The 25017-nt window shown below is 43.1% G+C and carries 22 protein-coding genes; 20 read left to right on the top strand and 2 right to left on the bottom strand.

Features of this window, described 5'->3' with window-relative positions; all coding sequences use genetic code 11:
• Positions 1 to 204 precede the first annotated feature (204 nt).
• Positions 205 to 786: a DNA-3-methyladenine glycosylase gene (locus D8886_RS05370; RefSeq protein WP_185761256.1), complete on the top strand. Its 582-nt coding sequence runs from the start codon at positions 205 to 207 to the stop codon at positions 784 to 786.
• Between the two features lie 3 nt (positions 787 to 789).
• On the top strand, positions 790 to 2052 hold the full coding sequence (locus D8886_RS05375; protein ID WP_125434464.1) for a S41 family peptidase: 1263 nt from the start codon (positions 790 to 792) through the stop codon (positions 2050 to 2052).
• 26 nt (positions 2053 to 2078) lie between these two features.
• Here D8886_RS05375 and D8886_RS05380 read toward each other — a convergent pair whose 3' ends face one another.
• Positions 2079 to 3245: a CynX/NimT family MFS transporter gene (locus tag D8886_RS05380; protein ID WP_125408849.1), complete on the bottom strand. Its 1167-nt coding sequence runs from the start codon at positions 3243 to 3245 to the stop codon at positions 2079 to 2081.
• 38 nt (positions 3246 to 3283) lie between these two features.
• Complete coding sequence (locus tag D8886_RS05385) at positions 3284 to 3805, bottom strand: TetR/AcrR family transcriptional regulator (RefSeq protein ID WP_002910979.1); 522 nt, start codon at positions 3803 to 3805, stop codon at positions 3284 to 3286.
• 169 nt (positions 3806 to 3974) lie between these two features.
• Between D8886_RS05385 and D8886_RS05390 the strand changes: the two genes are divergently transcribed.
• The 18 genes from D8886_RS05390 (at position 3975) to D8886_RS05475 (ending at position 25004) form a co-directional block, all read left to right on the top strand.
• Positions 3975 to 4862, top strand: coding sequence for a cation diffusion facilitator family transporter (locus D8886_RS05390; protein WP_125408848.1), 888 nt, complete (start codon positions 3975 to 3977; stop codon positions 4860 to 4862).
• A gap of 1124 nt (positions 4863 to 5986) precedes the next feature.
• A complete protein-coding gene (locus tag D8886_RS05395; protein WP_125337742.1) occupies positions 5987 to 7669 on the top strand; it encodes a GspE/PulE family protein in 1683 nt (560 codons plus the stop codon).
• A 1-nt stretch (position 7670) separates the two neighbouring features.
• Positions 7671 to 8735 (top strand): type IV pilus twitching motility protein PilT, encoded by a 1065-nt coding sequence (locus D8886_RS05400; protein ID WP_002899359.1) that lies wholly within the window; start codon positions 7671 to 7673, stop codon positions 8733 to 8735.
• Between the two features lie 3 nt (positions 8736 to 8738).
• Complete coding sequence (locus D8886_RS05405) at positions 8739 to 9965, top strand: type II secretion system F family protein (RefSeq protein ID WP_125434465.1); 1227 nt, start codon at positions 8739 to 8741, stop codon at positions 9963 to 9965.
• 172 nt (positions 9966 to 10137) lie between these two features.
• Positions 10138 to 10611 (top strand): prepilin-type N-terminal cleavage/methylation domain-containing protein, encoded by a 474-nt coding sequence (locus D8886_RS05410; RefSeq protein WP_125434466.1) that lies wholly within the window; start codon positions 10138 to 10140, stop codon positions 10609 to 10611.
• Positions 10612 to 10762: 151 nt separating this feature from the next.
• Positions 10763 to 11206, top strand: coding sequence for a prepilin-type N-terminal cleavage/methylation domain-containing protein (locus tag D8886_RS05415; protein WP_125434467.1), 444 nt, complete (start codon positions 10763 to 10765; stop codon positions 11204 to 11206).
• Between the two features lie 123 nt (positions 11207 to 11329).
• Positions 11330 to 11818, top strand: coding sequence for a hypothetical protein (locus D8886_RS05420; RefSeq protein WP_125434468.1), 489 nt, complete (start codon positions 11330 to 11332; stop codon positions 11816 to 11818).
• Positions 11819 to 11846: 28 nt separating this feature from the next.
• Positions 11847 to 13151 (top strand): VWA domain-containing protein, encoded by a 1305-nt coding sequence (locus D8886_RS05425; protein WP_125434469.1) that lies wholly within the window; start codon positions 11847 to 11849, stop codon positions 13149 to 13151.
• Positions 13152 to 13163: 12 nt separating this feature from the next.
• Entirely contained in the window at positions 13164 to 14651 is a 1488-nt protein-coding gene (locus tag D8886_RS05430; protein ID WP_125434470.1) for a type II secretion system protein, read from the top strand.
• Between the two features lie 44 nt (positions 14652 to 14695).
• Positions 14696 to 16108, top strand: a complete 1413-nt coding sequence (pilM, locus tag D8886_RS05435) for a pilus assembly protein PilM (RefSeq protein WP_125434471.1) — start codon at positions 14696 to 14698, stop codon at positions 16106 to 16108.
• Complete coding sequence (locus tag D8886_RS05440) at positions 16108 to 16689, top strand: PilN domain-containing protein (RefSeq protein WP_002908286.1); 582 nt, start codon at positions 16108 to 16110, stop codon at positions 16687 to 16689. Before pilM ends, D8886_RS05440 begins: the two co-directional genes overlap by 1 nt.
• Positions 16673 to 18259 (top strand): hypothetical protein, encoded by a 1587-nt coding sequence (locus D8886_RS05445; RefSeq protein ID WP_125434472.1) that lies wholly within the window; start codon positions 16673 to 16675, stop codon positions 18257 to 18259. Before D8886_RS05440 ends, D8886_RS05445 begins: the two co-directional genes overlap by 17 nt.
• A gap of 288 nt (positions 18260 to 18547) precedes the next feature.
• Positions 18548 to 20263: an SSA_2305 family type IV pilus system protein gene (locus D8886_RS05450; protein WP_263280871.1), complete on the top strand. Its 1716-nt coding sequence runs from the start codon at positions 18548 to 18550 to the stop codon at positions 20261 to 20263.
• A 55-nt stretch (positions 20264 to 20318) separates the two neighbouring features.
• Complete coding sequence (locus D8886_RS05455; protein WP_125434474.1) at positions 20319 to 21407, top strand: PRC-barrel domain-containing protein; 1089 nt, start codon at positions 20319 to 20321, stop codon at positions 21405 to 21407.
• A gap of 7 nt (positions 21408 to 21414) precedes the next feature.
• Positions 21415 to 22479: a VanW family protein gene (locus D8886_RS05460; protein ID WP_125434475.1), complete on the top strand. Its 1065-nt coding sequence runs from the start codon at positions 21415 to 21417 to the stop codon at positions 22477 to 22479.
• The gene (locus tag D8886_RS05465; RefSeq protein ID WP_185761257.1) at positions 22476 to 23288 is read left to right on the top strand and encodes a prepilin peptidase; all 813 of its coding nucleotides are present in this window, start codon (positions 22476 to 22478) and stop codon (positions 23286 to 23288) included. Before D8886_RS05460 ends, D8886_RS05465 begins: the two co-directional genes overlap by 4 nt.
• Positions 23289 to 23322: 34 nt before the next feature.
• Positions 23323 to 23922: a glucosaminidase domain-containing protein gene (locus D8886_RS05470; RefSeq protein WP_125434477.1), complete on the top strand. Its 600-nt coding sequence runs from the start codon at positions 23323 to 23325 to the stop codon at positions 23920 to 23922.
• Between the two features lie 167 nt (positions 23923 to 24089).
• Positions 24090 to 25004, top strand: a complete 915-nt coding sequence (locus D8886_RS05475) for a hypothetical protein (protein WP_125434490.1) — start codon at positions 24090 to 24092, stop codon at positions 25002 to 25004.
• Positions 25005 to 25017 lie beyond the last annotated feature (13 nt).

Raw genomic sequence — 25017 nt, forward strand, 5'->3', positions numbered from 1 at the left:
ACATACTCTGTTAATAAAAATGTTACAAAATATATGCAAAACAAGTAGACAAAACATAGATTTTATAAGCTTTTTCACGATTTTCCGCTTATTTAGTGCGTAATTGTTTTGTAACATAATTCTTGTCCATGAGAAGGAGAAAAATAACATTTTTGCAACATTTCTTTTCCTCTGTAAATGGAGAAATCATGCTATAATCAACCTATGTTATCAAGAAATTTCCAGAAACTAATCGAGACAGACACAGTTGCAGCAGCGCGAGCTTTGCTAGGTATGCAGCTGATTCTAAATGGCCAGAAGTTAGGCCGGATTGTCGAAACAGAAGCCTATCTAGGAAGTCAGGACAGTGCCTGTCATTCAGCTAGAGGGCGCCGCTCCCCTAAGAATGAATCCATGTATCTGCCAGCTGGTCACTGGTATATCTATCAGATTCATGGCCATCAGATGCTGAATCTGGTGACCAAGGCTGAAAATGTGGCCGAAGCCGTACTGATTCGAGCCTTGGAGCTCCCGGATGGCCGCCTTTTAGCTAACGGTCCTGGCAAGTTAACCAAGTATGCTGGGATTGATAAGCACTTTGATGGACAGAGTTTAGCGACCTCCAGTCTGCAATTAGCCTATGGCCTGACTCCAAATCAGATTGCCAGCCGTCCGCGGATTGGCGTGACCTGTACAGATGCCTGGCGGGAGGAGCACTTGGGCTTTTATGTGGCCGGCAATCGTCATGTCTCAAAAATGCCCAAGCGAGGCCTGCTGGATGATGAGGCTACCTGGAAGAAGGAGTAAAGGATGAAGAAAACAGAGATTTTTGACCAAGTCGTAGAAATTATGCGAGAGGATTCCTCTACAAAGAAAGACATTCTGTGTGCAAATCCCGAAGAATATCGAGCGCGTATCACAGACCAGATGAGCCAAGAGGACTTTCTCTACCAGATGCATCGTTATATAGCCAGTTTTGGAATTTTGTCTCATGTTTGGTTTGGACTTAAGGAAACGCAAACGCCCGGTTTTAAACTGAGATACTACCAAGACTGCCTCTACGTACTGCAGGCAAATAATGACACGGGGCTGAAACGTGGGGACCAGATTCTAGCCTTGGATGGGAAAGCCTTGCCTCAGGTCTATCAAGAGCACAAGGATTATTTTGTCAGTGCCACACCAGAGCGACAGCACAAGGAGTGGGCTTACTTTGTGGAGCATGCCGGAGAAGTTACGGTAGTACGCAATGGCAAGGAAGCACAACTGCATGTTCAGCCGACTGCCCACCCAAAGAAGCCGCCGCAGTTTGAATGGCGCAGCCTTTCTGAGGATGTCGTCTATCTTAAGTTAGAAGATTTTACGGATGAGGCAGCTATCACTCAGCTATATGCAGACAGTCAAGCAGCTATTGAGCAGGCTAAGTATTTAATCATTGATGTTCGAGTCAATTATGGCGGGACGGACTCGCTTTATTATCCACTTTTCAAATACACTCTCCCTCAGGGAAAGGGCTTCAGTGACTTAGATTTGCCAAGCGACGATGGGATGGAGATTCTCTATACTGATAGAAATGTTGATTTGCGCCAGCAACTGATGCAAAATATCCTAGAAGATCCAAACTTGTCAGCAGAAACTCACCAGATTCTCAAAGAATTTCTAAAAGAGCTGGAAGAGAATCGGGGGAAAGGGTATGTCCTTTATGGCGATGAAGACAGCAATCAAAACTTTCTGCCAGACGTTCTAGGCCTAGCTCGACCTGAAAAAGTCTTTGTACTAGCAGATGTTACCTGCGGGTCTTCAGGTGATAATTTTGTTGATACCATGAAAAAGATGCCTAAGGTTACGGTCCTAGGGCGTCCGACTATGGGAATTTTAGATTATTCCAATTGCTGCGTGAAGGATTTTGGTGACTATGAGCTCCTGTTTCCCACTTCACGTGACACTAGGATTGATCAAGGAAAGGGCATGAATGATAAGGGAGTTGAACCGGATATCCTGATTCCTTGGACACCAGAGCACCTAGAACGGGATGTGGATCTAGAAGAGTGTCTCAACTATTGCAAAAACGCTTAGGATTTCTAAGCGTTTTTTCGTCTATATTAGATCTTGTCAAACTTCTCAATGTAAAAGAGAGTTAGTGTCACGATGGCAGCCAAGCCAATGAGAATGAGGATGGCTGGAGTCCAGGAATGGAATAAATCAAAGCTGTATCCAAAGAGGCTAGGACCAAAGGCGGCCAGAATATAACCACCAGTCTGGGCTAAGCCAGATAGCTGAGCGGTTTGCTCAGGAGTACTGGTTTTGAGCGAGAAAGTAACCATAAGGTAAGGGAAGAGGGCGCTGACGGACATACCAATTAGCAGATTGAGAATGAGCCAGTAGATAAAGGAATCTGTCTTGACCAGCAGCATGCCCAGACCAACCATACCAGTTACAGAAAAGAGAGCAATCATCCCCAAGCGTTTTTTAGCGGATAGACGCGTTGTCAGACTAGGTATCGTCATAGCCAAAGGAAGGCTGATAATTGAAAAGATAGAGGCTAAGAATCCAGTAGCATCATCGGAAAGTCCTGCCAACTGGCCAAGAGTCGGCAGCCAAGTGATAGCCGTATAAAAGAGTAAGGACTGCAGGCCACCGAAAACAATCAGAGCCCATACTCTAGGATTTGTTAGCAGGGAGCCCATTTGCTGTTCACGATTTTTACTAGTCAGCTTGTGATTGTGACGGCTGTTAGGAAGCCAAATCAAGCAGGCTAGTAAGCAGATGAGGGTCAGGACGAGAATCAATCCTTGCCAGCCAGCTAAGCGGACAATAGGCGCAGCCAAGGGAGACATGACTGAGATGGCCAGTCCCATAGAAGTAATATAGAGCGTGGTTAGAAATCCAATTTTCTCTGGCTGATTTGCCTGAATGACATTAGGCAGGAGCACATTTAAGACAGCGATGGAAGCCCCTAGCATGATTGTACCTGCGTAGAGTAGAGGCAGGTTAAAGATACGAATAAAAGAGCCCAGAGTCAGCACAATCATGGCTATTGTAAAGAGCTTTTCCAGACCGACCTTTTGAGCCAGGCGTGGGGAAAAGGCTGAGCAGAGGGCAAACATGATCAAGGGCAGGCTAGTCAGCAGTCCCAGAGAGTTGACGGGAACTTGCAGTCCCTTAGCAATATCGCCCAGCACAACAGGCAGCACTGCAAAAGGTGCCCGTAGGACAACCCCCACCATCAGAATACCTGGAAGTAAAAATTTCGAATGTGTCTTTTTCATAAAGTTAAGTTTCCTCCTATATAAGTATCAAAATAAAATCAGTCCATCAAATCCAGAAAATACTGGCTGATAACTGTTTCTGGCAATGTTTTCTTCTGCTGGAGCCACCAGCTGACCGTCTCCACAAAAGTAGAAGTCACATAATTTCTTAGAAAGGGCTCTGGCAGCTGAGATTTTTTCTGCAGGAGCTGTTCCTGAATCATCGGAAAGAGATAATTTTCCAGCTCAATCTTTAAGCGATTGGTGAAATAGATATTTTTCGAAAGCAGCAAGGTCGCAATCTTGTCCTGATTCTTTTGGAAATGCTTGAAAATATGGGCGGTTGCTTCAAAGAGATCCTTGCCGTCGTCACGTTCAAGAAAGGTATGCTGAAAGAGGTCTTGGCAAACCTCCTCTAGCAAGGCTTCCTTGGTATCGAAATGGGCATAAAAAGTCGACCGGCCAACGTCTGCCAGGTCGATGATTTCTTGCACGGTGATGCTTTCATAACTTTTTTGATGCAGCAGGCTGATAAAAGCTTGGTAAATAGCTGCGCGTGATTTCTTGACTCGTCTGTCCATAGTGTTTCGGAACAAAAGAGCAGGATTGTTCAATAACAGACAAAGCCCCTCAATTGCTTCTTGTTTCCTTTCTGAGAATAAGGGATAATAAAGATGAAGAAAACTGAACAAGGTGTTCCGTTTTGATTACATTATACTATAAATTTAGCCAAACTGAAAGGAGGCTGCCGTGAAATCTAGTAAAAATATGACTATTGCCTTTCTGTTAAACTTTTCCTTTGCCATTCTTGAGTTTATCTTTGGCTTCATGTTCAATTCCAGCGCTGTATTAGCCGACGCTGTGCACGACACAGGAGACGCGATGGCTATCGGACTCTCTACCCTTTTTGAAAAAATTTCTAATAAAAAAGAAGACAAGAAATACACTCTGGGCTACAAGCGCTACAGCCTTTTGGGAGCCTTGCTGACCTCGGTCATCTTGCTGGTCGGCTCGACCTTGGTGATTATCGAAAATGTACCCAAGGTCTTTGCGCCTGAAAAGGTCAATTATGACGGCATGCTGGTGCTGGGTATCTTTGCCATTATAGTCAATCTAGCAGCCAGCAAGGTAGTCGGCCATGGTCATGGACACAGTCATAATGAGTCTATTCTCAGTCTCCATTTCTTAGAGGACATTTTGGGTTGGGTAGCTGTTATCCTAGTCTCCATCGTTCTGCGCTTTACTGACTGGTATTTTCTTGACCCACTGCTCTCCCTGCTCATTGCGGGCTTCATCCTCAGCAAGGCCCTGCCTAAGTTCTGGGAAAACATCAAGATTTTTCTGGATCACATCCCAAGCGATATTGATTTGAGTCAGCTTTATCAGGAAATTCTAGCAGTTGAAAACGTTCAGGCTATTACCCAGCTCAATGTCTGGACCACAGACGGTTTAGAAAAATTTGCCATGATCCATATCTGTCTTGAAAATCCAGACCTGCTGGCCGAGACCCAAGCTACTATGCGTCAAGAACTGCAAGCTTACGGTATCACCAAAATCACTATCCAGACGGATAGTAGCTTGGAAGAGCATGAAGAGTGGTGTTTAGGTGGAGAGGGCGATTTAAAACCTCATACTTAAATTGTACCACTGTAAACTATACCTCTACAGTCCGATATTTCGGGCTGTTTTTTCGTTTTACAGTCTAATTTCCATCGCTTAACTGGTTCTATTTTTATGATTTTCTTCTTATTTAACATGTCTTTTTCCCTGTCTGAAAATTCTAGCCTTTTTGATTTTGTAGTTTTTCTATAAAAAAATAGACAAGCCGCGCACAATGTGCATTTTTAGATAGGTTTTACATCTAATAAAATGCAAATGCATTGACAATGCTTTTTCTTTAGCATATACTATTGGGTAGGAAGAAACAGGCAAAGCTTGCTAAGCCTTGTCCTGAAGCGCCTTTCCTAAGCATATCGACTACCGATTAGAAGAGGACAGATGCTGTCACACTGTCCATCTGAAGGTTGAAAAAGAAGCAGTAAAGGGGAAATTTCCTCAAAAAAATTTGCTTTTTTTATCCTCGAAGTAAAAAAAACGCTTTAAAAAAGTGTCAAAAAGCTTGATATAACAAGGTTTTGTCAAAATTAAACATTTTTTTAAATGCAGTCATTTTTTTCGAGGCAAACCTGTTGACAAGATGTCAATTATGTCATATACTGGGATAGGTAAATGTTTTTTAAAGCAAATAAAGCTTTTGTTCCTAGCATTTCCTACCACAATATGCATATCGGTAAAAAGAAAAACCATAAGATAAGAATTCTTATCTTATGGCAATGGCTGCTTGATGATTCGGGTTAAACCNACTTCACACACACACGGTTTAACCTGCATCTAAAAGCATGAGAAATTTTGCAAGAGAACTTGCTTTGTATAGTATTTAAGAACGCAAGAACAAATGTTTTTGGCATCTGCTTTTTTGCGCCCCTTTTGACAAATCTAAAACGCCCCTTATCAATCCTAGGATTGTTTTAAGGACTGTTTGCTAGGTTTATCAAATGGAGATACTGCTCAAAGCATCTAACTTAAAACATTAAGTTTGGTTCTATTGGTAAATTTTCCATGTACTAGCCTAACTTAAAAAGCTTAAAGAAACCTTAAAGGAAGCTTTAAGCGAGGGAGATTTTTTTAAGAAAGCTGTTATCTATTAACGCATAGAAAGAATTGAAGGATTTTTACAAAAAAATCACAGACAGGAGAAACAAATGGCACTAATCGCTATATTGGTTCAATTCAATCTGATAACGGCAGCTCAAAAAGAAGAAATTCTTCAAGATATGCCACAATCAAACATGCAGTTAGAGAGATATCTAATCAGCAAGGGCTATGTGACAGAAGAAGATATGCTGAAAGTCATGAGTTACTATTATCGTGTACCTCATGTCAATCTATCACAGTTTGTGATAGAAAAGGAAGCTGTCGAGAAGGTTTCAGAAAAAGTTGCTAAACGTCATGGATTGATTCCGATTGCCTTCACCGATGGAGAAGCGGATGAAGAACCGAAATTAATAGTTGCAATGGCAGACCCAAGCAATTATATCGCCCTAGATGACGTTAAAATCGTCTCTAAGATGGCGGTAGAACCTTATGTAACTTTTCGGGATGATATTGAGAAGTATATCGATCAATACTATTCTAAAGGAGAAGAAGCCCAACAGGCAGCGACCGAAATCGAAGGTTTTAATGTGGATGAAGAGATCATTGAAGAAGATCTCGAAATCAAAAACGCTCCGGTTGTACGTTTGATTGACTCGATTATCAGTCAGGCAATCAAGACGCGGACCAGCGATATCCATATTGAGCCCTTTGAAAAAGTTGTTCGTGTACGTTTCCGGGTTGACGGAACCTTGGTGGAAAACATGCAGTTGAAAGCCAATGCTCACTCAGCCATTGCGACACGGATTAAGATTATGAGTGGTCTGGACATCGCCGAGCGGCGGATTCCTCAGGATGGACGGATTGAAACAACCATCGACGGCAAAGAAGTCGACATGCGGGTTTCAGTCTTGCCTACTGTATTCGGTGAAAAAATCGTTATTCGGATTTTGAGCCGGAATGCAACTCTCCTCAGTAAAGAGGAGCTGGGATTCTCGCCAACCAATCAGAAGCTCTTTGAAGATATTCTTAAGGCGCCAGAAGGCATCATCTTGCTGACTGGTCCGACAGGAAGCGGAAAGACAACCACTCTCTACACAGCGCTCCGTGAGCTCAATGATGTAGGAAAAAATATCATCACTGTTGAAGATCCGGTTGAGTACCGATTGGAAGGAGTCAACCAAGTTCAGGTAAATAATAAAGCTGGACTGACCTTCGCGAGTGGTTTGAGAAGTATCCTGCGTCAGGACCCGGACATCGTTCTCTTGGGGGAAATTCGGGACGAAGAGACAGCTAGTATCGCGGTTCGGGCCGCTATCACTGGTCACGTCGTTCTCTCGACTATCCACACCAATGACACAGCTAGTACAGTCAACCGTTTGGTCGATATGGGTATCAAGCCTTATCTGGTCTCAACGGCGACTGTCGGTATTATCGCACAGCGCTTGATTAAGCGCATCTGTCCTAAGTGTAAGACTGAATATACTGTAGAAACAAATGAACATACAGGTATCGGTATTCACAAGGGAGACACCTTGTATCGCGGACGCGGCTGCAACTACTGTAGCGGTACGGGATACTATGGACGTATAGCTATCCACGAAATCATGGCAGTGACAAGGGAGATTAAATCACTAATTAATGATGGTGGAACAACGTCACAGCTTCGAGCAGAAGCTAAGAAAAATGGTATGCGAGACTTGGCGGAGGAGGCCATTGATATCGCAAAACAGGGGACTACAACGATTGAAGAAGCAATGAAGATTGCCTTTAGTCTAGAAGGGGAAGTTTAGGATGAATTTGGATGAGTTAATTAAGCAGGCGATTGAAGCGGGTGCATCAGATATCCACTTCACGGTTGGCGCTGAGCCAACCATGCGTCTGCACGGGAGGTTAACACAACTCAACAATACAATTTTGACCAACGAAGACACGGTTCGCTTCACCAAGCACATTTTAAATGAGAAGCAGATTGCTCATCTTTTAGAAGTCGGTGAAGTGGACTGTGCCTACGAGGTCGACAATGGCTATCGCTTGCGGGTCAATATCTTTAAGCAGAAAAACAACTGCGGGATTGCCTTGCGGGTCATTCCCAAGGATATTCCATCTATGGAATCTCTGGGATTGCCACCAGTTATCAAAAAGCTAGCTGAGAAACGCCGGGGTCTGATATTGGTTACCGGACCAACAGGAAGCGGAAAGTCAACGACCCTGGCAACCATGATCAACTACATGAACAGCTTGCGGGACGAGCACATCATCACGATTGAAGATCCGATCGAGTACATGCACACGCATAATAAGTGCTTGGTCAACCAGCGTGAGCTGGGAGCGGATACGCAGAGCTTCGGCAATGCCCTCCGCGGTGCACTTCGTCAGGACCCGGATGTCATCCTAGTCGGTGAGATGCGGGATAAGGAAACGATTGAAATCGCCCTGCGTGCGGCGGAAACAGGTCACTTAGTCCTGTCAACCCTCCACACGGTCGGTGCCGTAAACACCATGGACCGGATTATCGACGTATTTCCAGCCGAGCAGCAGGAGCAGATTCGTGTGCAGCTTTCCGCCGTTATGGAAGGGGTTGTATCGCAGCAGCTTATGCGTACAGCGACCGGCAAAGGTCGTGTAGCTGCCTTTGAAATCATGCTGGGAACACCCGCTATTCGCAACCTCATTCGCGAAGGGAAGACCCACCAGCTGCTAACGCCAATCCAAACGGGGGCTCAGCTAGGCATGATTACCATGGACACTTCGCTCATGGGACTCTATCGTCGCAATGTTATCGATCAGAGAACACTGCTGTCCTACTCAGTGGACCGCGCTCAAGTTGAAAAATCCCTAGGAATAGTGGGGTACTAGAGCATGACAATATATGTTTGTAAATACTTAGACACTCGGCAAGGGGTTGTCACACTAGAGGTAGATGCTCCTAACCGGACAGACGCCGTTAATCGGATCCGTCTCAAAGGTAAGCCGATTAGTGTCGAAGAAAAGGTCATGGGCTCTAAGGAAATCACCCTTTTCCAAAGCAAGAAGATCAAGCTCAAGGATATATCACTCTTCTGTAAGCAGATGTCGGTTATGTTAAACTCGGGTATCCCGCTCAACAATGCAGTAGATATCTTAGAGCAGCAGACAGATGCCAAAAACCTAAAGGCTAGCCTTAAGGTTATCAGTAAAGGCCTGAAGGAAGGGAATCAGCTGTCCAAGTCTCTGATCGAGCAAAACGGTCTCTTTCCTGACCTTTTAATCCGTATGGTGCAGGCTGGTGAAAAGACTGGTAAGCTGGACGAGGTACTGGAAAGAATGTCTGAGCACTATAATAAGGAGCTCAAGACCAGTCGCCAGATTCGCGGAGCTATGATCTATCCAGCGGTCCTTGCCTTTCTGGCAGTAGCTGCCACCTTGGTCTTGCTCTATGTCGTTATCCCTAACTTCTCGGGAATCTTTGAGCAGAGTGGCGTTGCTTTGCCTTTGCCGACACGTATCGTCTTGGCAGCTAGTAACTTCGTTCAATCTTACTGGTATATCCTCTTTGGAGGGGTTGGGCTTCTAGTCTTCCTATTCCTGCGTTATCGCAGTACAGAGGCAGGCCGCTATCAGCTGGACCAGCTCAAGCTCAAGATGCCAGTCGTCAAAGGACCGATGCAGAAGATTGTCACTGCTCGTTTCGCCAGCACCTTGGCTACTCTTACCAGTGCGGGTATCCCTCTGGTAGAGGCTATTGATTCAGCTGCCGCAACGACCAATAACGCTGTTGTTATTGACAAGCTGAGAATTGCCAATGAAGGTCTGCAAAAAGGGGAACGTCTGACGGGTATGCTGACCTCGACAGGTCTCTTCCCGCCTATGATGCTCTCGATGGTAAAGATCGGTGAGGAGTCTGGGTCTCTGGAGTCCATGCTCAATAAAACATCGGATTTTTATGAAGAAGAGCTGGAGGCAGCTATCAAGCAGTTACTCTCACTCTTGGAACCAGCCATGATCATCGTCATGGGGGTCATCATCGGGGGAATTGTTGCCTCTGTTATGTTGCCAATGTTTGAAATTGCTAATGCTGTTCAACAGGGCGCTGAAGCAAATCAATAACAGATTATTTACAGAAAAAGTTAGGATTCGCAGAGTAATTGCTCTGCACAAAAAGTTAGGAAAATCGTTCTGATGCTGGGAGTTTGTGGGGTCTCCCAGCTAGGAACAAAACAAATGCCTCTGTGGGCGAATATATTAAAATTTATGAAAAAGAAATAGGAGAACTATTCAAATGTTAAACAAATTGCAAAAGTTCCGTCAGGACTTGAAGAAAAAAGGTAAAGGNTTTACCTTGGTTGAGTTGATTGTCGTAATCATCATCATTGCTGTTTTGGCAGCAGTAGCNATNCCNGCTATCACAGGNTTCCAAGACAGTGCGCGTAAGAGCCGTATNGAAACAGAACACCGTCAGTTGGTATCAGCTATTCANTCTTATCTNGGTTCNCAAGTAGATCCTGAGANTGCTACAGCTCCGACACTTAATGATTTGAAGCCTTATATCTCTAAGAGCTCACAAGGNAGTGCAGAACTTGCTGATACTCTTGCTAAAGATGGAGCAAATAACGGCCCAGCTCACAAAATCGTAAATAACACATTGGTTTCTACCTACACTCCAAAAGGCGGCGGGAAAGCGAAAACGTGGACTTATGACTGGAAAGAAAATAGTAGTGCAAAAGCGGCTACACCAGCAGCAGGAAATCCATAGTCTTAATTTATCTAGAAACAATTTCCTAGATAATTAGGAACTACAGTTTCCATTGAGGGTGTTATCTCAAAGTCTAGTAAAACCCTACCTTTGGGATACTTATAACGAAATTAAATATAATAAGAAAAAAGAAATAGGAGAACATCAACGAATGCTGAATAGGCTGAAAAAGTTGCGTCAGGACTTGAAGAAAAAAGGTAAAGGTTTTACCTTGGTTGAGTTGATTGTGGTAATTATTATTATCGCAGTTCTCGCAGCAGTCGCTATTCCTTCTCTTGTTTCTTTCCAGGACACTGCTCGCAAGGCACGTATTCAGTCGGAACATCGTCAGCTAATCCAGGCTGTGCAGTCCTATATTGGCTCGCAAGTCGAACCAGAAACGGCTGATGTGCCAGACCTTGATGCACTCAAGCCTTATATAGCCAAGGAATCTCAGGGTTCAGGAGAGCTTTCTAAGACTCTCGCAGCGGATAATGGCAAGATTGCTCATGAGGTTAATAAGACGAGTCATAAGCTGATTTCGACTTATACGCCTGCTAGTGGTGGGAAGCCTATTACTTGGGAATTTGACTGGAGATCTAATAGCGCTAGCTAATAATAGAAAATTAGAGAAAATCTCTATTCCGACTGCCAAGGCAGTCGGATATTACCAAAGTAGTTGTCAGGTGATGACAACTATTTTGGCAATATCAAAAGAGAAAATTAGGAGATATTATCCATGAAAGGAAAAAAAAGACAAGGCTCAACCCTGCCTATGGTCATTGTGGCTATTGTGCTGCTGGTGGCCATTCTGGGGATTATGGCGTCTATTGTAGATACGGGGCAGATGCAAACCCAGCGTATGTATAGCTACCTTAAAGCCAAATATATAGCAACATCTGGCTCTCAGCTTGCTTGGGGGGCTTTAGGTGAGGGAGCGTCTTCTCCTCTCTATGCAGAGTTTAGCAGGCGGGCACAAGATAAGGAAGGAAGAATCCCTAAAGATCCTATTATCTCGACCCATACCTTCAAAGATGGAGGTAAAGCTGAGATTGAGATGAATGGATCCTTTGAGGGTGATGATCGTAGCCCTAGAAATTATGTTATAACCATTAAATCAAAGTCAACCTTGGCTAATAGTAAAGATTATTATGAGCATGTTGTAATCTTTAACTGGGAAACGCAAGGTATCCGTTCCGAAGAGGGTCACTTAATCTCGGCTAAATAGATGGATAAAAAAATTTAAATAGGAAAGAATGATGAAAAAAACACAAAAAGGTTTTACGCTGACTGAAATCATTATCGCCATCATCCTTACAAGTATGGTGGGACTTCTGATAGGTCTTGTATTTAACACAATGTTTTCAGGCCGCAATATAATCGAGCGGGAAGCTAGTATCCAATCAGAAATGCGAACTTCTATGCAATATGTGGATCGCACCATTGGTAAGGCGACCTCTGTTTTCGTTCTTGANGAGAGCAAATATGGCAAGGATGTCAGAAAAACAGAGGGCTGGAATTATATCGGATTATCCCCTGATGGGAAGAAAGTTATAAATTATATTTGGAATAAGACAACCAAGCGCTGGGACGAGTCAGTGTTAGGAACTAATTCCCTCTATGATATGCAACTGGACCTAGAATTTAAGGCTGACGAATCTTATCAGGATAATCGCTTGATTAACTACAATCTGACAGGTCAATATAAAAACTCTAAGAATAAACTCTCCATCGATACAGCAATCTCAGCTCTTAATACCAAGCAGGTTATATCTAAAGTAGCCAAAGGTAAGAAAGGGGTTGCCCTTGCTTATCGGAACGATCCTATTGAGGGTCAGGTAAATACAGCTGTTTCTTTCGTTTTTGATACTTCAGGTTCTATGGGTTATGGCCTGTGGAATCAGAAATTGGAACCAACAGATAGTAGAACCCGGATGAATATTTTGAAGACCAAAGCAAATCTTTTGGTTGATGACCTCAAGGAAATAGGGAACGTTAGTGTTAATTTGGTTCGGTTTTCTGGTGATGCAAGTTATATTCAAGAAGATTTTGTAGAGCTAGATAAGGACACAGATACAATTAAAACTAAGATTAAAGCCCTCCCTACAAGTTGGATTACTAACCCTGGAGATGGGCTTCGCTATGGCTTGGTAAGTCTTCAGAGAAATCCAGCCCAGCTAAAATATGTTGTCTTGCTGACTGACGGTATTCCAAATGCCTATACAGCCTCTCCTGACGGGATTGGGAAGTATGATCTGACAGCAAATTTCCCAACAAATGGTAAGCAAATTAAAGCTGATCAACCTGTTTCATTGACTACGGAATATGTGGGACAAGTGGCAAAGACCTTCGGCTCTNGTGTTAAGCGTATTAGTGTCATCGGCTTTTCAGGGAATGTAAAAGAAATAAAAGACGGACAAAAAATAGCTGATCAAATCAAAACAGTCGGAAAGGTAGACTCTACCTTTGTCATTGCGACTAATGAAGCTGCTTTAGAACAGACATTTGCAGACATAAAAAAGCAAATTCAACAAGATCTTTGGTTTGTGTCTGGTCCGTAGAAAGGAAGAGCGATGAAAAAAATGCGAAGAACCAGAGGTTTTACTCTAGTTGAGGTTTTGATAGCCCTCGTTTTGATAGGGGTCATTGCAGCAGGATTATTGACTTTCTTTTCTACTGGTTACCAGAATATTCTGGGCCAGCGGAATCAAAATGCTTTGAACTTTGACATTCAGGAAGATTTTGAAACCCGGTTAGCAAAAATTAAAAAAGATGGTGGAAGTGGCAACGATGTTGAAACTTTCACCTATCGTATAGGTAAAAACGGCCGGAGTAACAGCGTTAGCGTCAAGGGAACGACCCTGTCTTATAAGGATAATAAAGTCAAGAATATCCATCTCTTTGCCGCAAATAAAAAGGAAATACCCTTGGATATTCCTGAGGATTTGGTCGTTTCATTAAAAGACACAAGGCGTTACTATTATTATGCTGGTGAGACTGGTCCGGAAGGTCAAGCAGGATTCAAAGACAATAAACAGTCTACAAAGGCNAAGATTCATACCAGTTCTGCTTGGTTTCTGAGTGAGACCAGTATTAATTATAATAATAGTAAGATTGTTCCAGTAGGAACGTTGGGGCCTAATATAGAAAATACTGCTTTTGGTATAGTATTACCTAAGCTACCAGATGATTTTCAACAAATAAGTAGTAATGAGAAACCGATTGCTATCACAGATGAAATGCGCGGACGTTATCTAACCTTTGCAGCGAGAGGAATTAACTCATTTGGACGTGTAGGAAAATACCAAGAAGGTCCACAGAGAATTTGGGTTATGGGGCTTCCCAATCGAGGAATGAGACCTAATCTAGTACTTCATACAGATGCTGATTTAGCTCTGATGCGGAACTCTGATAACACCATTTCAGCGATACCAGCTGATGGGGTAGCGCATACTAATACTGTTGTGGCAAACTATGCGGAGACTAAAAAGAATGGAGTTTATGGAGCTGTTATTCCTGTTATCAACTATAAAGAACCAGCTATCAATCAGACCAGACAGCTAATCGCTCTTAACGACTCCAAAATTCAGTTTAGTAATCACGATTTCAATAAGGGTTATACGACCTCGATTTTAATTGGGAATCGTCAGCAGACAGGCTCGCTGTTAACCTATAAGTTAGATAATTCCTTGAACTGGACAGTTAGCTTGGAAGCTAATGGTAAAATTGCTATCGAGACAGTTGACAACACTAATGCTAATAACGGTGGTCGACAATATGCGAATGTCGTACTAGATTATACAAAGGATAATTCCATTCAGGTTCGCGCTTCTGTGACAAATAAGATTTTAACACTTGAAGTCTTCGTCAATGGTGCTTTAGTTCACACACATGAACTCTTCATGGAGCGTAATGGTGTGACTCATGATATTAGGAAAAGTCAGATTATATTTGGCGGAGAAACTTTTATAAATGAGTTTGCTGTCTATAACAAGAAGTTGACAGACAGCGAGATTAATATTCTTGCTGAGTATTTCAGCGACAAATACAGAGCGAAATAATTAGGGAAATAGTTTTTAGGAAAAATAAGGGAGATTAGGAGATTATGGCAAAAAATATGTTTTCGTCCAAGGGGCGCAGAAGAGCTCTGGACGAAGAAGATAATGAGAAAAAAGGCTCATTTTTAGGAAAATTAAATAAACCGCTCTTCTCATCAAAAGGGAAACATAAAGAACACTTATCTATTCAAGGAGTTCAGATCAAGTCAGATCGTCAAGAAGACTTTGACGATGAGGAAAAGTCAACAGCAAAAGGGAGCTTCTTAACCAAGCTCAACAAGCCGCTCTTTTCTAAGAATAGTGGCAGTGATGACATGCCTGCTAAGTCTGGAAATCGTTCACTCTTTGCTAAGAAAGGCAGTGGTGCAGCGAGCCAACCGGTTACTAGAATGCATGCACCTTACACTATGTTTGGCAAGCCAATCAAGGGCAATCTGATGGCCATTGACTTCACTGACGAATCAGTCTATCTGGTTGTTGCTAGACAGAAGCGCAATGAACTGGAGATTATCAAGATGGCATCTGCCAATCTGCCAGAAGGTGTTGTGCTGAACAGTGAGATTATCGACCCGATTACTCTCAAAAATATTATCAGCGACCTGATGGAGCAGCATGCTATCACTGCTAAGTACGCTTTCTTTGCTCTGGGCAATACCAATATTATCGCCCGTTCAGTTGATGTAGCAGCTAGTGTGCAGAATGATGAGGATATTGAGGGCTTGGTATCTTACGAGCTCCAGCAATATCTGGATATCGATCCGACTTCTTATGTTATCCAGTTCCAAGAGCAGGAGTCTAATTCAGCCTTTCCGCTTGATGAAGATACTCGCTCACTCATGGTCTATGCTGTGCCAAAAGGTGTGGTAGAGCAATACTTGGGCTTGGCTAATAATCTGAAGCTGACACCCTATGTCTTTGACCTTCAGTCTAATACCTTTGAAAAATGGCTGGAACGCGTTCAGGCGGTTAACAATCGTGCCAAGAAGCTGACCAAGGAAAATGTCGGCATGGTACATCTGAGCAAGAGCTTCATCGGTGTTTATCTCTACTCAGAAGGCAAGTTTGTGACCAGTAACTATCTCAACCGTGGTTACAAGGACATCCTGAGCTATGCAGACGATGCTAGTCTTTTGCAGAAGCTTCCAGCAGTTGCTTCAGATGATCTGGATACAGGTCTTTTGAAGCGTGCCTTGGATGAGTGGGTGGCCAATGCTAAGAACCACATTCTCAATACTGAAAACTTCTTTAGTGGTTCAACCGGCCTCAACATTGATAGTTTCTACGTCTTTGGTGACCAAGATATCTGCTGGCAGTTGGCAGCTATTCTGAAGCAGAACATGAATCGGGAATTCATCTCAATTGATAACGTAGATTATGAGAATGTACTGTGGGAAGGTTCTGCCGAGTTTAATGCGGAGTTCATTCCAGCTACAGCCATGTTGATTAGGAGAGCAAACTAATGCGGAGAGATTTAAACTACTTTTCAAAATATCATGTGGCGCCGGCTAAAACCAGTCCACTAAAACTTGCTGCTATTTCCGCTTTTGCTGGGATTGTAGCGATTATGATTGTGCTGATTGGCTTCTTCCAGTTTAGCGCTATGCACCTCCAAGGCGAGATTGACCGAGCGGAGCAGACGCTCAAGAGTCCAGAAATGGCTCAAGAGCTGAAGGCAGTTTCTGAGACTGAAGATAAGATTGTTACGGTCAAGAATGACGAACTTCTCTTTACCAGCCTAGAAGGCGACTTCCGCCGCCTGCACCGAGTAAACAAAGCCTTTATGGACTTCCTTAATAAAAACGTGACACGGAACCTGGTCTTTGACGATATCAAGATTAATAACGACAATGTAGAAATCAATGGTTCGTCTCAAGAGCATCTTTCTATCGCTAAGTTTGAGGAAGAGCTTCGTAAGTCTGAGAAGTTTAACCATATTTTTGTGGATAACATTACTCGCGAGGAAAAGGATAACAATACAGTGTACAAGTTTAACATTAAAATTTTGACGAAGGATGTAGATTTCAATGAAGAGCAAAAATGAGAAAGAAAAGAAAAAAATCCTGAGTAATTTAAATGAGCGTGACAAGAAGTTGTTGGCCTGTGTCGGAGGAGTAGCGGTCCTTGCTGGTGGAGGGTATCTGGTAACAAATTCTTATACACGGATGGCGCAGTTAGCTGAAGAGCATGCAACTATCTCGACAGAGTTGGAAGGCAAGAATGCTAAGATTAGTCAGAGGAAGTCTCTTACCAAGCAGCTCCAAACTTTGAATGCTAAGACTCTGGATCAGGCTAAGAAATACTATGGTACGACCAATCAAGGGGAGTTCATCTTCCTGATTGACAAGTTGGTCAACGAAAGCGGTATTAAATTCAAGTCTGTCAACTACACTGAGAGCACAGAGTTGGAACTCAAGCAGGAGGGATTGGCTGCGACTTCGTCCAATGGTCAAAACTCCAACTCTTCTGGAACGACTAGCAGTTCAAGTTCGAGTGAGACGTCTTCTTCATCTAGTACGACCTCTAGCTCGTCTGGTACATCGTCCTCATCTTCATCTAGCAGCAGCTCTTCATCAGACGCCAATACTGCAACAACAACTGCAGCTAATACAGCGACACCAGGGAACGGAACGACCAATAATACTAACATCACGCAGATGACAGCGGACATTGAGTTCGAAGGAACTTATACACAGGTTCTAAAATTGTTGGAATTGATTGATGGGAATCAACAAAAAATCGTTTCCAGCGAGCTGGAATTGGGTGGAAAGAAAAGCCTGTCTAGCACGGAGGAAAACAAAAACCCTGATCTAACCAGCGGTAAAATCAAGCTGCGTTTCTATCAGGTTAAAGACGTTGAGCGCTATGTGACCTTAGAGAGCAATGTCGATAAGACGCCGATTCAGTTTGCAAACTGGCAGTCTCCATTTGCGATTCCGACTTGGCAGGCAGGCTCTATATCTGTAACGACAGCTGGTGGCGGCACTGATGCAACTGGCAATAAGGGCAGTTTGGGGGCCGCAACAACCAATACAACTAGCAGCGCGAATACTAACAGCAGTACCAATCTGGCTCCGTCTTATCTGGAGCAGCTTAGCACTCAGTCTAGTCGGAACGATGGTCTGTCAGCTTATTACAATTCATCAACAATCTATCGCTTCGAGTCACCTCTTAAGTTGACTCAGTCAGGTAGTAGCAATCAGTATGATGTGACGGTTGATAACACGGACTTCCTTGAGGGTTCAGGTTCCAACGTGGTTAAGATTCCAGCAACAAAATCATCTACTATGTATGAAATGGAATTTGCAGCACCGTATGTATCCTTGAACAATAAGCCGGATGCTATCAGCTTCTCCCTGTCTCTGTCTAATCAATGGCAGGGCAAGATTGGCTTGATCGTCAAGAATGCCAGCGGTCAGAAGATTTATCTTCACGTCATTCGTCCTAACAGCTGGACTGGTTGGCGCGAAGTTAGTTTCGATCCTGAAAACATTCCAGGATTCAGCTATCCAATGACTATTGTGGGTTACTACTTTGAAACTCCTAGCGAAGGAAGCCCTGAGACGACTATGAAGCTGGATAACCTATCTGTGAATAACTTGGTAGTTAGCTAAAACACTTTGAAAAAATACCAAATAAGTCTATGGTTTAAAATTTCAAGAGCATGACTAAATTTTTCTTAAAAAAATGCTAAAAACCAAGTTATTAGACTAGTATTCACGGTGCATTTATAGTAAACTAAAACATAGAGATATTTGAAGTATAATACAAGCAAACTCAGAATAGACGCCCGAGTCTATTTTGGGTTTTAATGGAGTTTATGGAAAAACAAAATCAAGACTGGTTTTGCATTGAAAAAGTTTAATATCATTTAGAAAGTGGGGGGTGTCGAAAATATTCAAATGGCATATTTTTTACCTTTTGGAGCAGGGCTTATAGCGCTGCATACGATTAGCATTTTATTTGTTTCTAGGATTTCATTAATAAAGCGCCTTTTTCTCGTAGTATGGGTCATGCTATTTGCGATTGGTGCTCCATTCCTCTTTCAACAAGTTCCCGGCATAGCCTTTGTTGGACTCTGTGCCTTGGCCTTGGCTGTCTATATGGTGCTGCTCTTTTCACAGGAGCTAGCTCCGGTCAAGAAAAAAGCAACTGCTTCTACGCGAAGCAGAAGCCAGAAGCATGCTAAGAGCTCGCGGAAGAAAGTGCAAGCTAAGGAAGCAAGCTTGTCATCCGCTAGAGATTTGAACTTTTCCAATGCTTCAACCGGCAGGATGAGAAAGGAAAGTAAAGAAAGGGTTCAGGCTGAGGAAAGTCCGGTAAGGCAGAGAGTATCTGCTTCTGGTCGCACCCTAGCAGACCGTTCTATCAAAAAGGATATGACAAGATATGAGAAAGTCAAACCTCTCTACCCTGTTGATAATTTGGCTACAGCTCCTGCCTTTGGAGAATACGAGCCAAACAGTCAGCTAGCGGCAGCTGAGGTCGGCATGGTGGGTATGGAACATAGCTCACAAAAAGCCAATGATGAATTTTTGCAGTCTCTGCTTCATCACCGCAAGGGTTCTACCAAGATTAAGGTGGCCAACTCTCTGATTCAGCCTACGGAAGCAAATGCAGCCGGCAATCAAGGCTATACAGATATAGATGATCCAGCCTTTGAGACAGCTGTTCTGTCTAAGATTAGACCGATGTCCTATACTGAATCTAGCTATGGCAACTTCAGACCGCAAGCAGTTGAGGTAACAGGTGTTGTTTCTCAAGATGAGGAAGAATTTTTCACTGAGCAAGAACAAGCTCAGCAGCCAGTGGCAGAAGAAGTAGGAGGCAGCAGCCTGGAAGATGTTTTTGCTGCTACGGGAGATATCAAACCAGTTAGAGCAGAAGAGTCAAAAGCAGCAAACAGCTTAGAATCTCTCTTCTTTGCTGAGGAGAAAGCTGAGTCAGAGGCTCAGATGGACTCAGTCTTCAGCCAAGCTAGTGCAGAGCCAGAGTTTTCTGCTGCTGAAGAGTCTATGGTTAGTCGTGATCGCGCTGATATTCAGGGCTATCAAGACATTCTCAGCCAGATTCAGCATGATTTGCTGGGATCTGAAGAGGAAGATTTGACTGCTGAAGTGGCAGAAACTTGGGAGGAAGAAAGCAACTTCGAACCTGCAGCTGAAACGTTTGAATTTGAAGAAGCTGCTGAACCAGCAGTTGTTCAATCAGTTTCTGAAGACACTCTTTGGACACAGGCTGAGCCTGTTCAAGAAGCAGTTGCAGATGAAACAGAAGAAGACTTGCTCAAGGGAATTACAGACATCCTCAAAGCTGAGGAGGTACAAATCAAGGCTTCTTCAGTCGCTCCAGCTGCAGATGAGACTGAAGAAGATTTGCTTCAGAAAATCACTGACATCCTCAAGGCTGAGGAAGCAGCAGAAGCACAACCAGCTGCAACAACTGCGGGAGATAAAGAAGTCTATTTCCAATTCCTTCTACTGGAAAGTCAGGAATTATTGGCTTCTAATGCAGTTCAAGAAGCTGAGAGCTACCTGAAAGAGATTGTCCAAGGCAGCTCAGATCAAAATCTTCGTCAAGAAGCGTTCAACATGCTGGACAAAATCGGGAAAAATTAATACTATATAAACATACAATTGATAGTAATCAATTAGAAGGGTTTTAGGGGAAATTATGAAAAGTTGTAAAACAATCACAGGGACCGTTGTCATTGAGATTGAAAAAGGGATGGGACTGGGTGAAGTCCATGAAGTCTTTGTCGATGAGGGGGTCAATCTGACTTTTGTCATTAAGTCAAAGCAGTCTGAACAGCCTTTTGCCTTGCTGTCTAGCAAGAACATCCAAGGCATCGGTGACTTTGCGGTCATGGTAGAAAACAGCTCAGTCTTTCAAGAGCTGCAAGAAGCTGACCTGAAAGTATTGAATGACAAACAGGGCAGTATCTTTGACGAAATCGTCATTACAATTGATGGAAACAAGGTGGGAACTGTTGTTGACTATCATATTGACGAGAAGAATGAAATTGGCTACTTGGTGGTTAATTCTGAAGATGCCAGCGAGGAAATTCAGATTCCTAAATCACGCATCTTGATGATTGGTAAAGAGTATATCATCCTCAATGATGAAAAAAAGGCAGCTCCTCATCTTGAAGCAGATGTAGAGATGGGCCGTCTGGCTGCAGCAGATCTGCTCCATGAGACTGAAGCTGCAAAACCAGCTAAAAAAATTGAAGAAGTAGTTGCTGAAGCACCTGTATTCGAGCCAGTTGTAGATGAAAAAGTAGATGTAAAAGAAGAAGCTGCGACAGATTTGACAGAGGCTTTGGCTGCTGTAGGTCTGGGTGCTGCTGCTCCTGACTTGGAGTTTTCTGAAGCAGTCGTAGAGACAGCAGAAGAGCCAGAAGTTCAAGACTTGGTACAAGAAATGATAGCTCCAGCTGAAGAAGAAGTTGAAGAAACAGATGCAGCGCTGAGTCTAGATGCTGCTTTGGAAGAAGTATTGGCAGTTCCTGCTGAGGAAGTAGAATCAACAGTCAGCACAGCGCCAGTTGCTGAGGAAGACTCTGCAGCAAAAAAAGCTGTTAACGACTTTATCGATCAGCAAAAACGTCTTCTGGTAGGCAAAACACTGCAAAAAGATCTTGTTAATGCAGATGGAGGAGTTATCCTGAATGCCGGAGATACTGTTTCAGATGACATCATTGATTTTCTTCGCCGTATCGACCGTAAATTCCTTATCCGCTTAGCTGAATGCGTAGTATAAGGTTGGGATGAGATTCATGTCAAGAAGAAAAAGAAAGGTTTCATCAAAATATCAAAAACTACTTCCAGCAGCGACACTTGCTGCCTTTCTGCTGGGTAGTTTATTTTATGTCATTTTTGTCTTTAATCCAACGATTGACCTGAGTATCAATGGCCGTCCCTCTATGAAGGTACGCTCTCGAAGCGAAGCTGAGATTGAAGTTTACAGAGAACTGCCCTATAAGGCTACATTTCAGCTGACTACGGGGCAACACTTCTCTGTAGATATGCGCTTTTTAGGACTGAGCTATTTCACAGAAGAAGAGCTTAAGCGGCTGGATAATATCTCGGCCAAGACAGTCTGGGATAAGTTTACACCGTTTTTCGATACCAAGGAAAATCTACAGATTTCCATCTATCCTAACCGTCTTTTTTGGCTTAGACCTTTAAACGATGTCTTAGCTGCCCATCCTGATGTTCTCAGTCAGCTTCCAACGACAAATCATCTGGTTATGGACGGCGAGTCTAATGTAAAGGTGGGAGATAAGTCTAATGGCTATAAGATTGACCCTGCTGCTTTTATCCAAGCATCTGAGGAGATTGCTAAGACTGGTAAATTTGATGATGTCAAGGTTGAGAGCACGCCTGTCGAAGCAGAAGATCAGAGTGAGCTTCTGAGTCAATATACGCACTTTATTGAGCGTAAGGAAGTACCACTACCGACTAACGCTGCCCAAGCTCAAAACATGAAAACAGCTTTTTACAAGCTGCAGAATGTTTACTTGGCTCCTGGCGAGACCAAGTCAATCTCAGAGTTGCTGGGCGCTTTGAATGCAGAGTCCGGCTACCTGCCAGTCAAGGGCAAGGATAATAAAGAAGTTTACGGTCAGGGTGCTGAGCAGATTGTAGATGCCATTCAGCAGCTCGCCTTTTCACGGACCAATGTTATTTCCTATCGAGGACAGTATTTCAACATCGGAACGCCTGCTGAAGGTTTGACCGAATTGACCATTCAAAACAATACAGAAGCAGATATGGTATTTTCATTAAGTTTGGAGGAGGGGCAAGTATCCATTATTTTGGCATCTAAGTGATACTCAAGGGAAGTCTAAGTTTGACATCTTCACCTGAGATTTTCAAAGAGTATAAAAAGGGAAAAATTATGATTGCAAGTTTAGTATTTATATTAGGTGTCGTATTTGGGAGCTTTTTCAATGTCGTCATCTACCGTGTGCCACTAGAAAAGAGCATTGCCAAAGGTCGGTCTATGTGTCCGTCCTGCGGTCATGTCTTGACTTCGGTGGAACTGATTCCGGTTGTGTCGATTATCATGCAGGGCTTTAAATGCAAGCACTGCAAGGAGCCGATTTCACCGCGCTATCTCATTGTGGAGCTCCTGACGGGTATGCTCTGGCTGGCCTCTTATCTGATCTTTCAAGATCAGGGGCCATGGATGGTTGTTTCAGCCTGTCTTTTGGTGTCGCTTTGCCTCATTATCGGTTATATTGATTTTGATACTCAGTACATCTCGGACTCGGTTCTGCTGGTCTTCTGGCTGGGCCGCATGGCTGTTGCGTTTTTTACCAATGAATTCAATTGGGAACTGCTCCTTTCGCTGCTAGTCGGCGCTGGTCTCTACTCTCTCATTTATTTTGGGGCCAAGGCTTATTACAAGAAAGAGGCTTTCGGGATGGGTGATATTCTTTACTTAGCTGCTCTGAGCAGTTGGTTTAGCCCCTTGAATACGCTGATTTTGGGATATGGTTCTTTCTTTGTAGCTGGAGCGATTCTCTTAATCGCAACCATCTTTAAGAAATTCAAATTTAAGTTGAAAGAAGAAGTCCCTTTTGGTCCTGCTATGAGTATCATGGCGGTCATCCTATATTTCTGGGGAGGAATCTAGGAAACTAAAAGCGACAATAGAAATGGATAAAAAAATGTTTAGGAAGAAAAAAGTTATCATAGCATTAGCGACAGCTACTGTTCTTTCAGGCAGTGTACTGCCTGTCAGCCACCTAGCGGCAAATGAAAAGGCCAGTCTGGATCCGTCTTTAGTGCAGGTATCAGATCAGTTTCAGGCCAAGAAAACAGGAGCAGTCGTCTTTTCAGAAGATGTAACAGTGCCAAGCACAGTGTCAGCCGATTTCATTGATAGTCGTCTGGCTGGCACGCCGATGGCTGGATTGGGAAAAGCTTTCAAAAAAGCAGAGAAAGATCATGGAGTTAATGCAATTTTTCTCGTAGGGCTGGCTATTCACGAATCGGATTACGGCCGCAGTCAGATTGCTCAGGCCAAGCACAACTTGTTTGGTTTCATGGCTTATGACTCCAGTCCTTTTTCCAGTGCAGGAAATTTCGCAACATTTGACGATGGTATAGATACCGTTGCCCGCTATCTTAGCGAGCACTATCTCAAGCCTGGCGGTCAGTTCTACAATGGTAAGAGCATGGCTGCTATCAATGTAAGATACGCATCTGACAAAACTTGGTCAAACAAGATTATGATTCGTATTCGAAATTTTTTGAAAAAAGGTTAAGGAGGCTGGGACAATTGTGTCTCAGCTTGCTTTATTATAGAAAGAATTTCTTTTGGTGAGGCGACTGATGGAGTTTTTGCTGCTCTCTGGGGCTCTAAAAATTCCTAATCATCCTCTCGGGACTAAAAAATAAAAAAATTGCTTCTGTGATATCTACATCGTCTTTTCTGGCGAAAAATGACTTAATTAGGGGATTTATGAAAAAAAAGTTTGACGTAAGCGATGTGTTAAAGGAAGCCTGGGGACTGACTGTCGATTACTTTTTTGTATGGACAGCAGGGCTTGCTATCATTCAACTGCCATTTTTTATTCTGGGGCTGTTAATTCTATTTTTTTCTCCATGGACTTCTACATTTCTTCCAAGTATAATTCTGTTTGGATTTCTGTGTGCATTTGTGATTGCTTATATCCATAAGTTTTCCTTGACCATGGTTCGTAATCCGCAGATGGTGCGAAGAAACTTCTGGAGGGCTGTTGGCTACAGTATTTCTGATGGCTTTTTTGGGCGTTTGCTTTCTATGTCTATTTACGTCTTCATCTTTTTCTTGGCTATGTTACTTCTTTTTGTATACTTGTATCATATGTGGGTGCCTGGTTCAAATGTTCGGGAAATCTGGCATGCTTTGGCTATTTGGGCTGTAAATAATCGAGAAAAAATGACAAGTATACTCTTTCTGATGTTTTTGATAGCACCAATGTTTAACTTGTTGTTCCATTTATTTTACAGTTATTTTATCGTCTCTCACTTCTTCTTGTTGCCCTATATTATTCAGGATACCAACTCCTCTGATAACCTCTTGCGTCCTCTGTCAGCCTTTGGCAGCTTGGGTAAGTCCTTTTCTCGTATGAATGGTCAGAGGGGGCGTTACTTACTGGTAGAGCTTGTCTTAAAGCTTATTCCTGTAGTATTGGGTCTAATAGAAGTTTTGAGTTTACTTTTTGGCGATGGCGTGTCTAATGTTGTGGGAATGATTGTTAGTATGATAAATGGCTTTTTGCTGATTTATGCCTTGGCAGCCCGTTCGGTTATGGCTGACATCCTGATGTCTTATGATCGGGAAATAGTTAATTTTGGAGATTAATATTTATGAAAAA

Source organism: Streptococcus sanguinis (assembly GCF_003943655.1).
Taxonomy (GTDB): Bacteria; Bacillota; Bacilli; order Lactobacillales; family Streptococcaceae; genus Streptococcus; species Streptococcus sanguinis_F.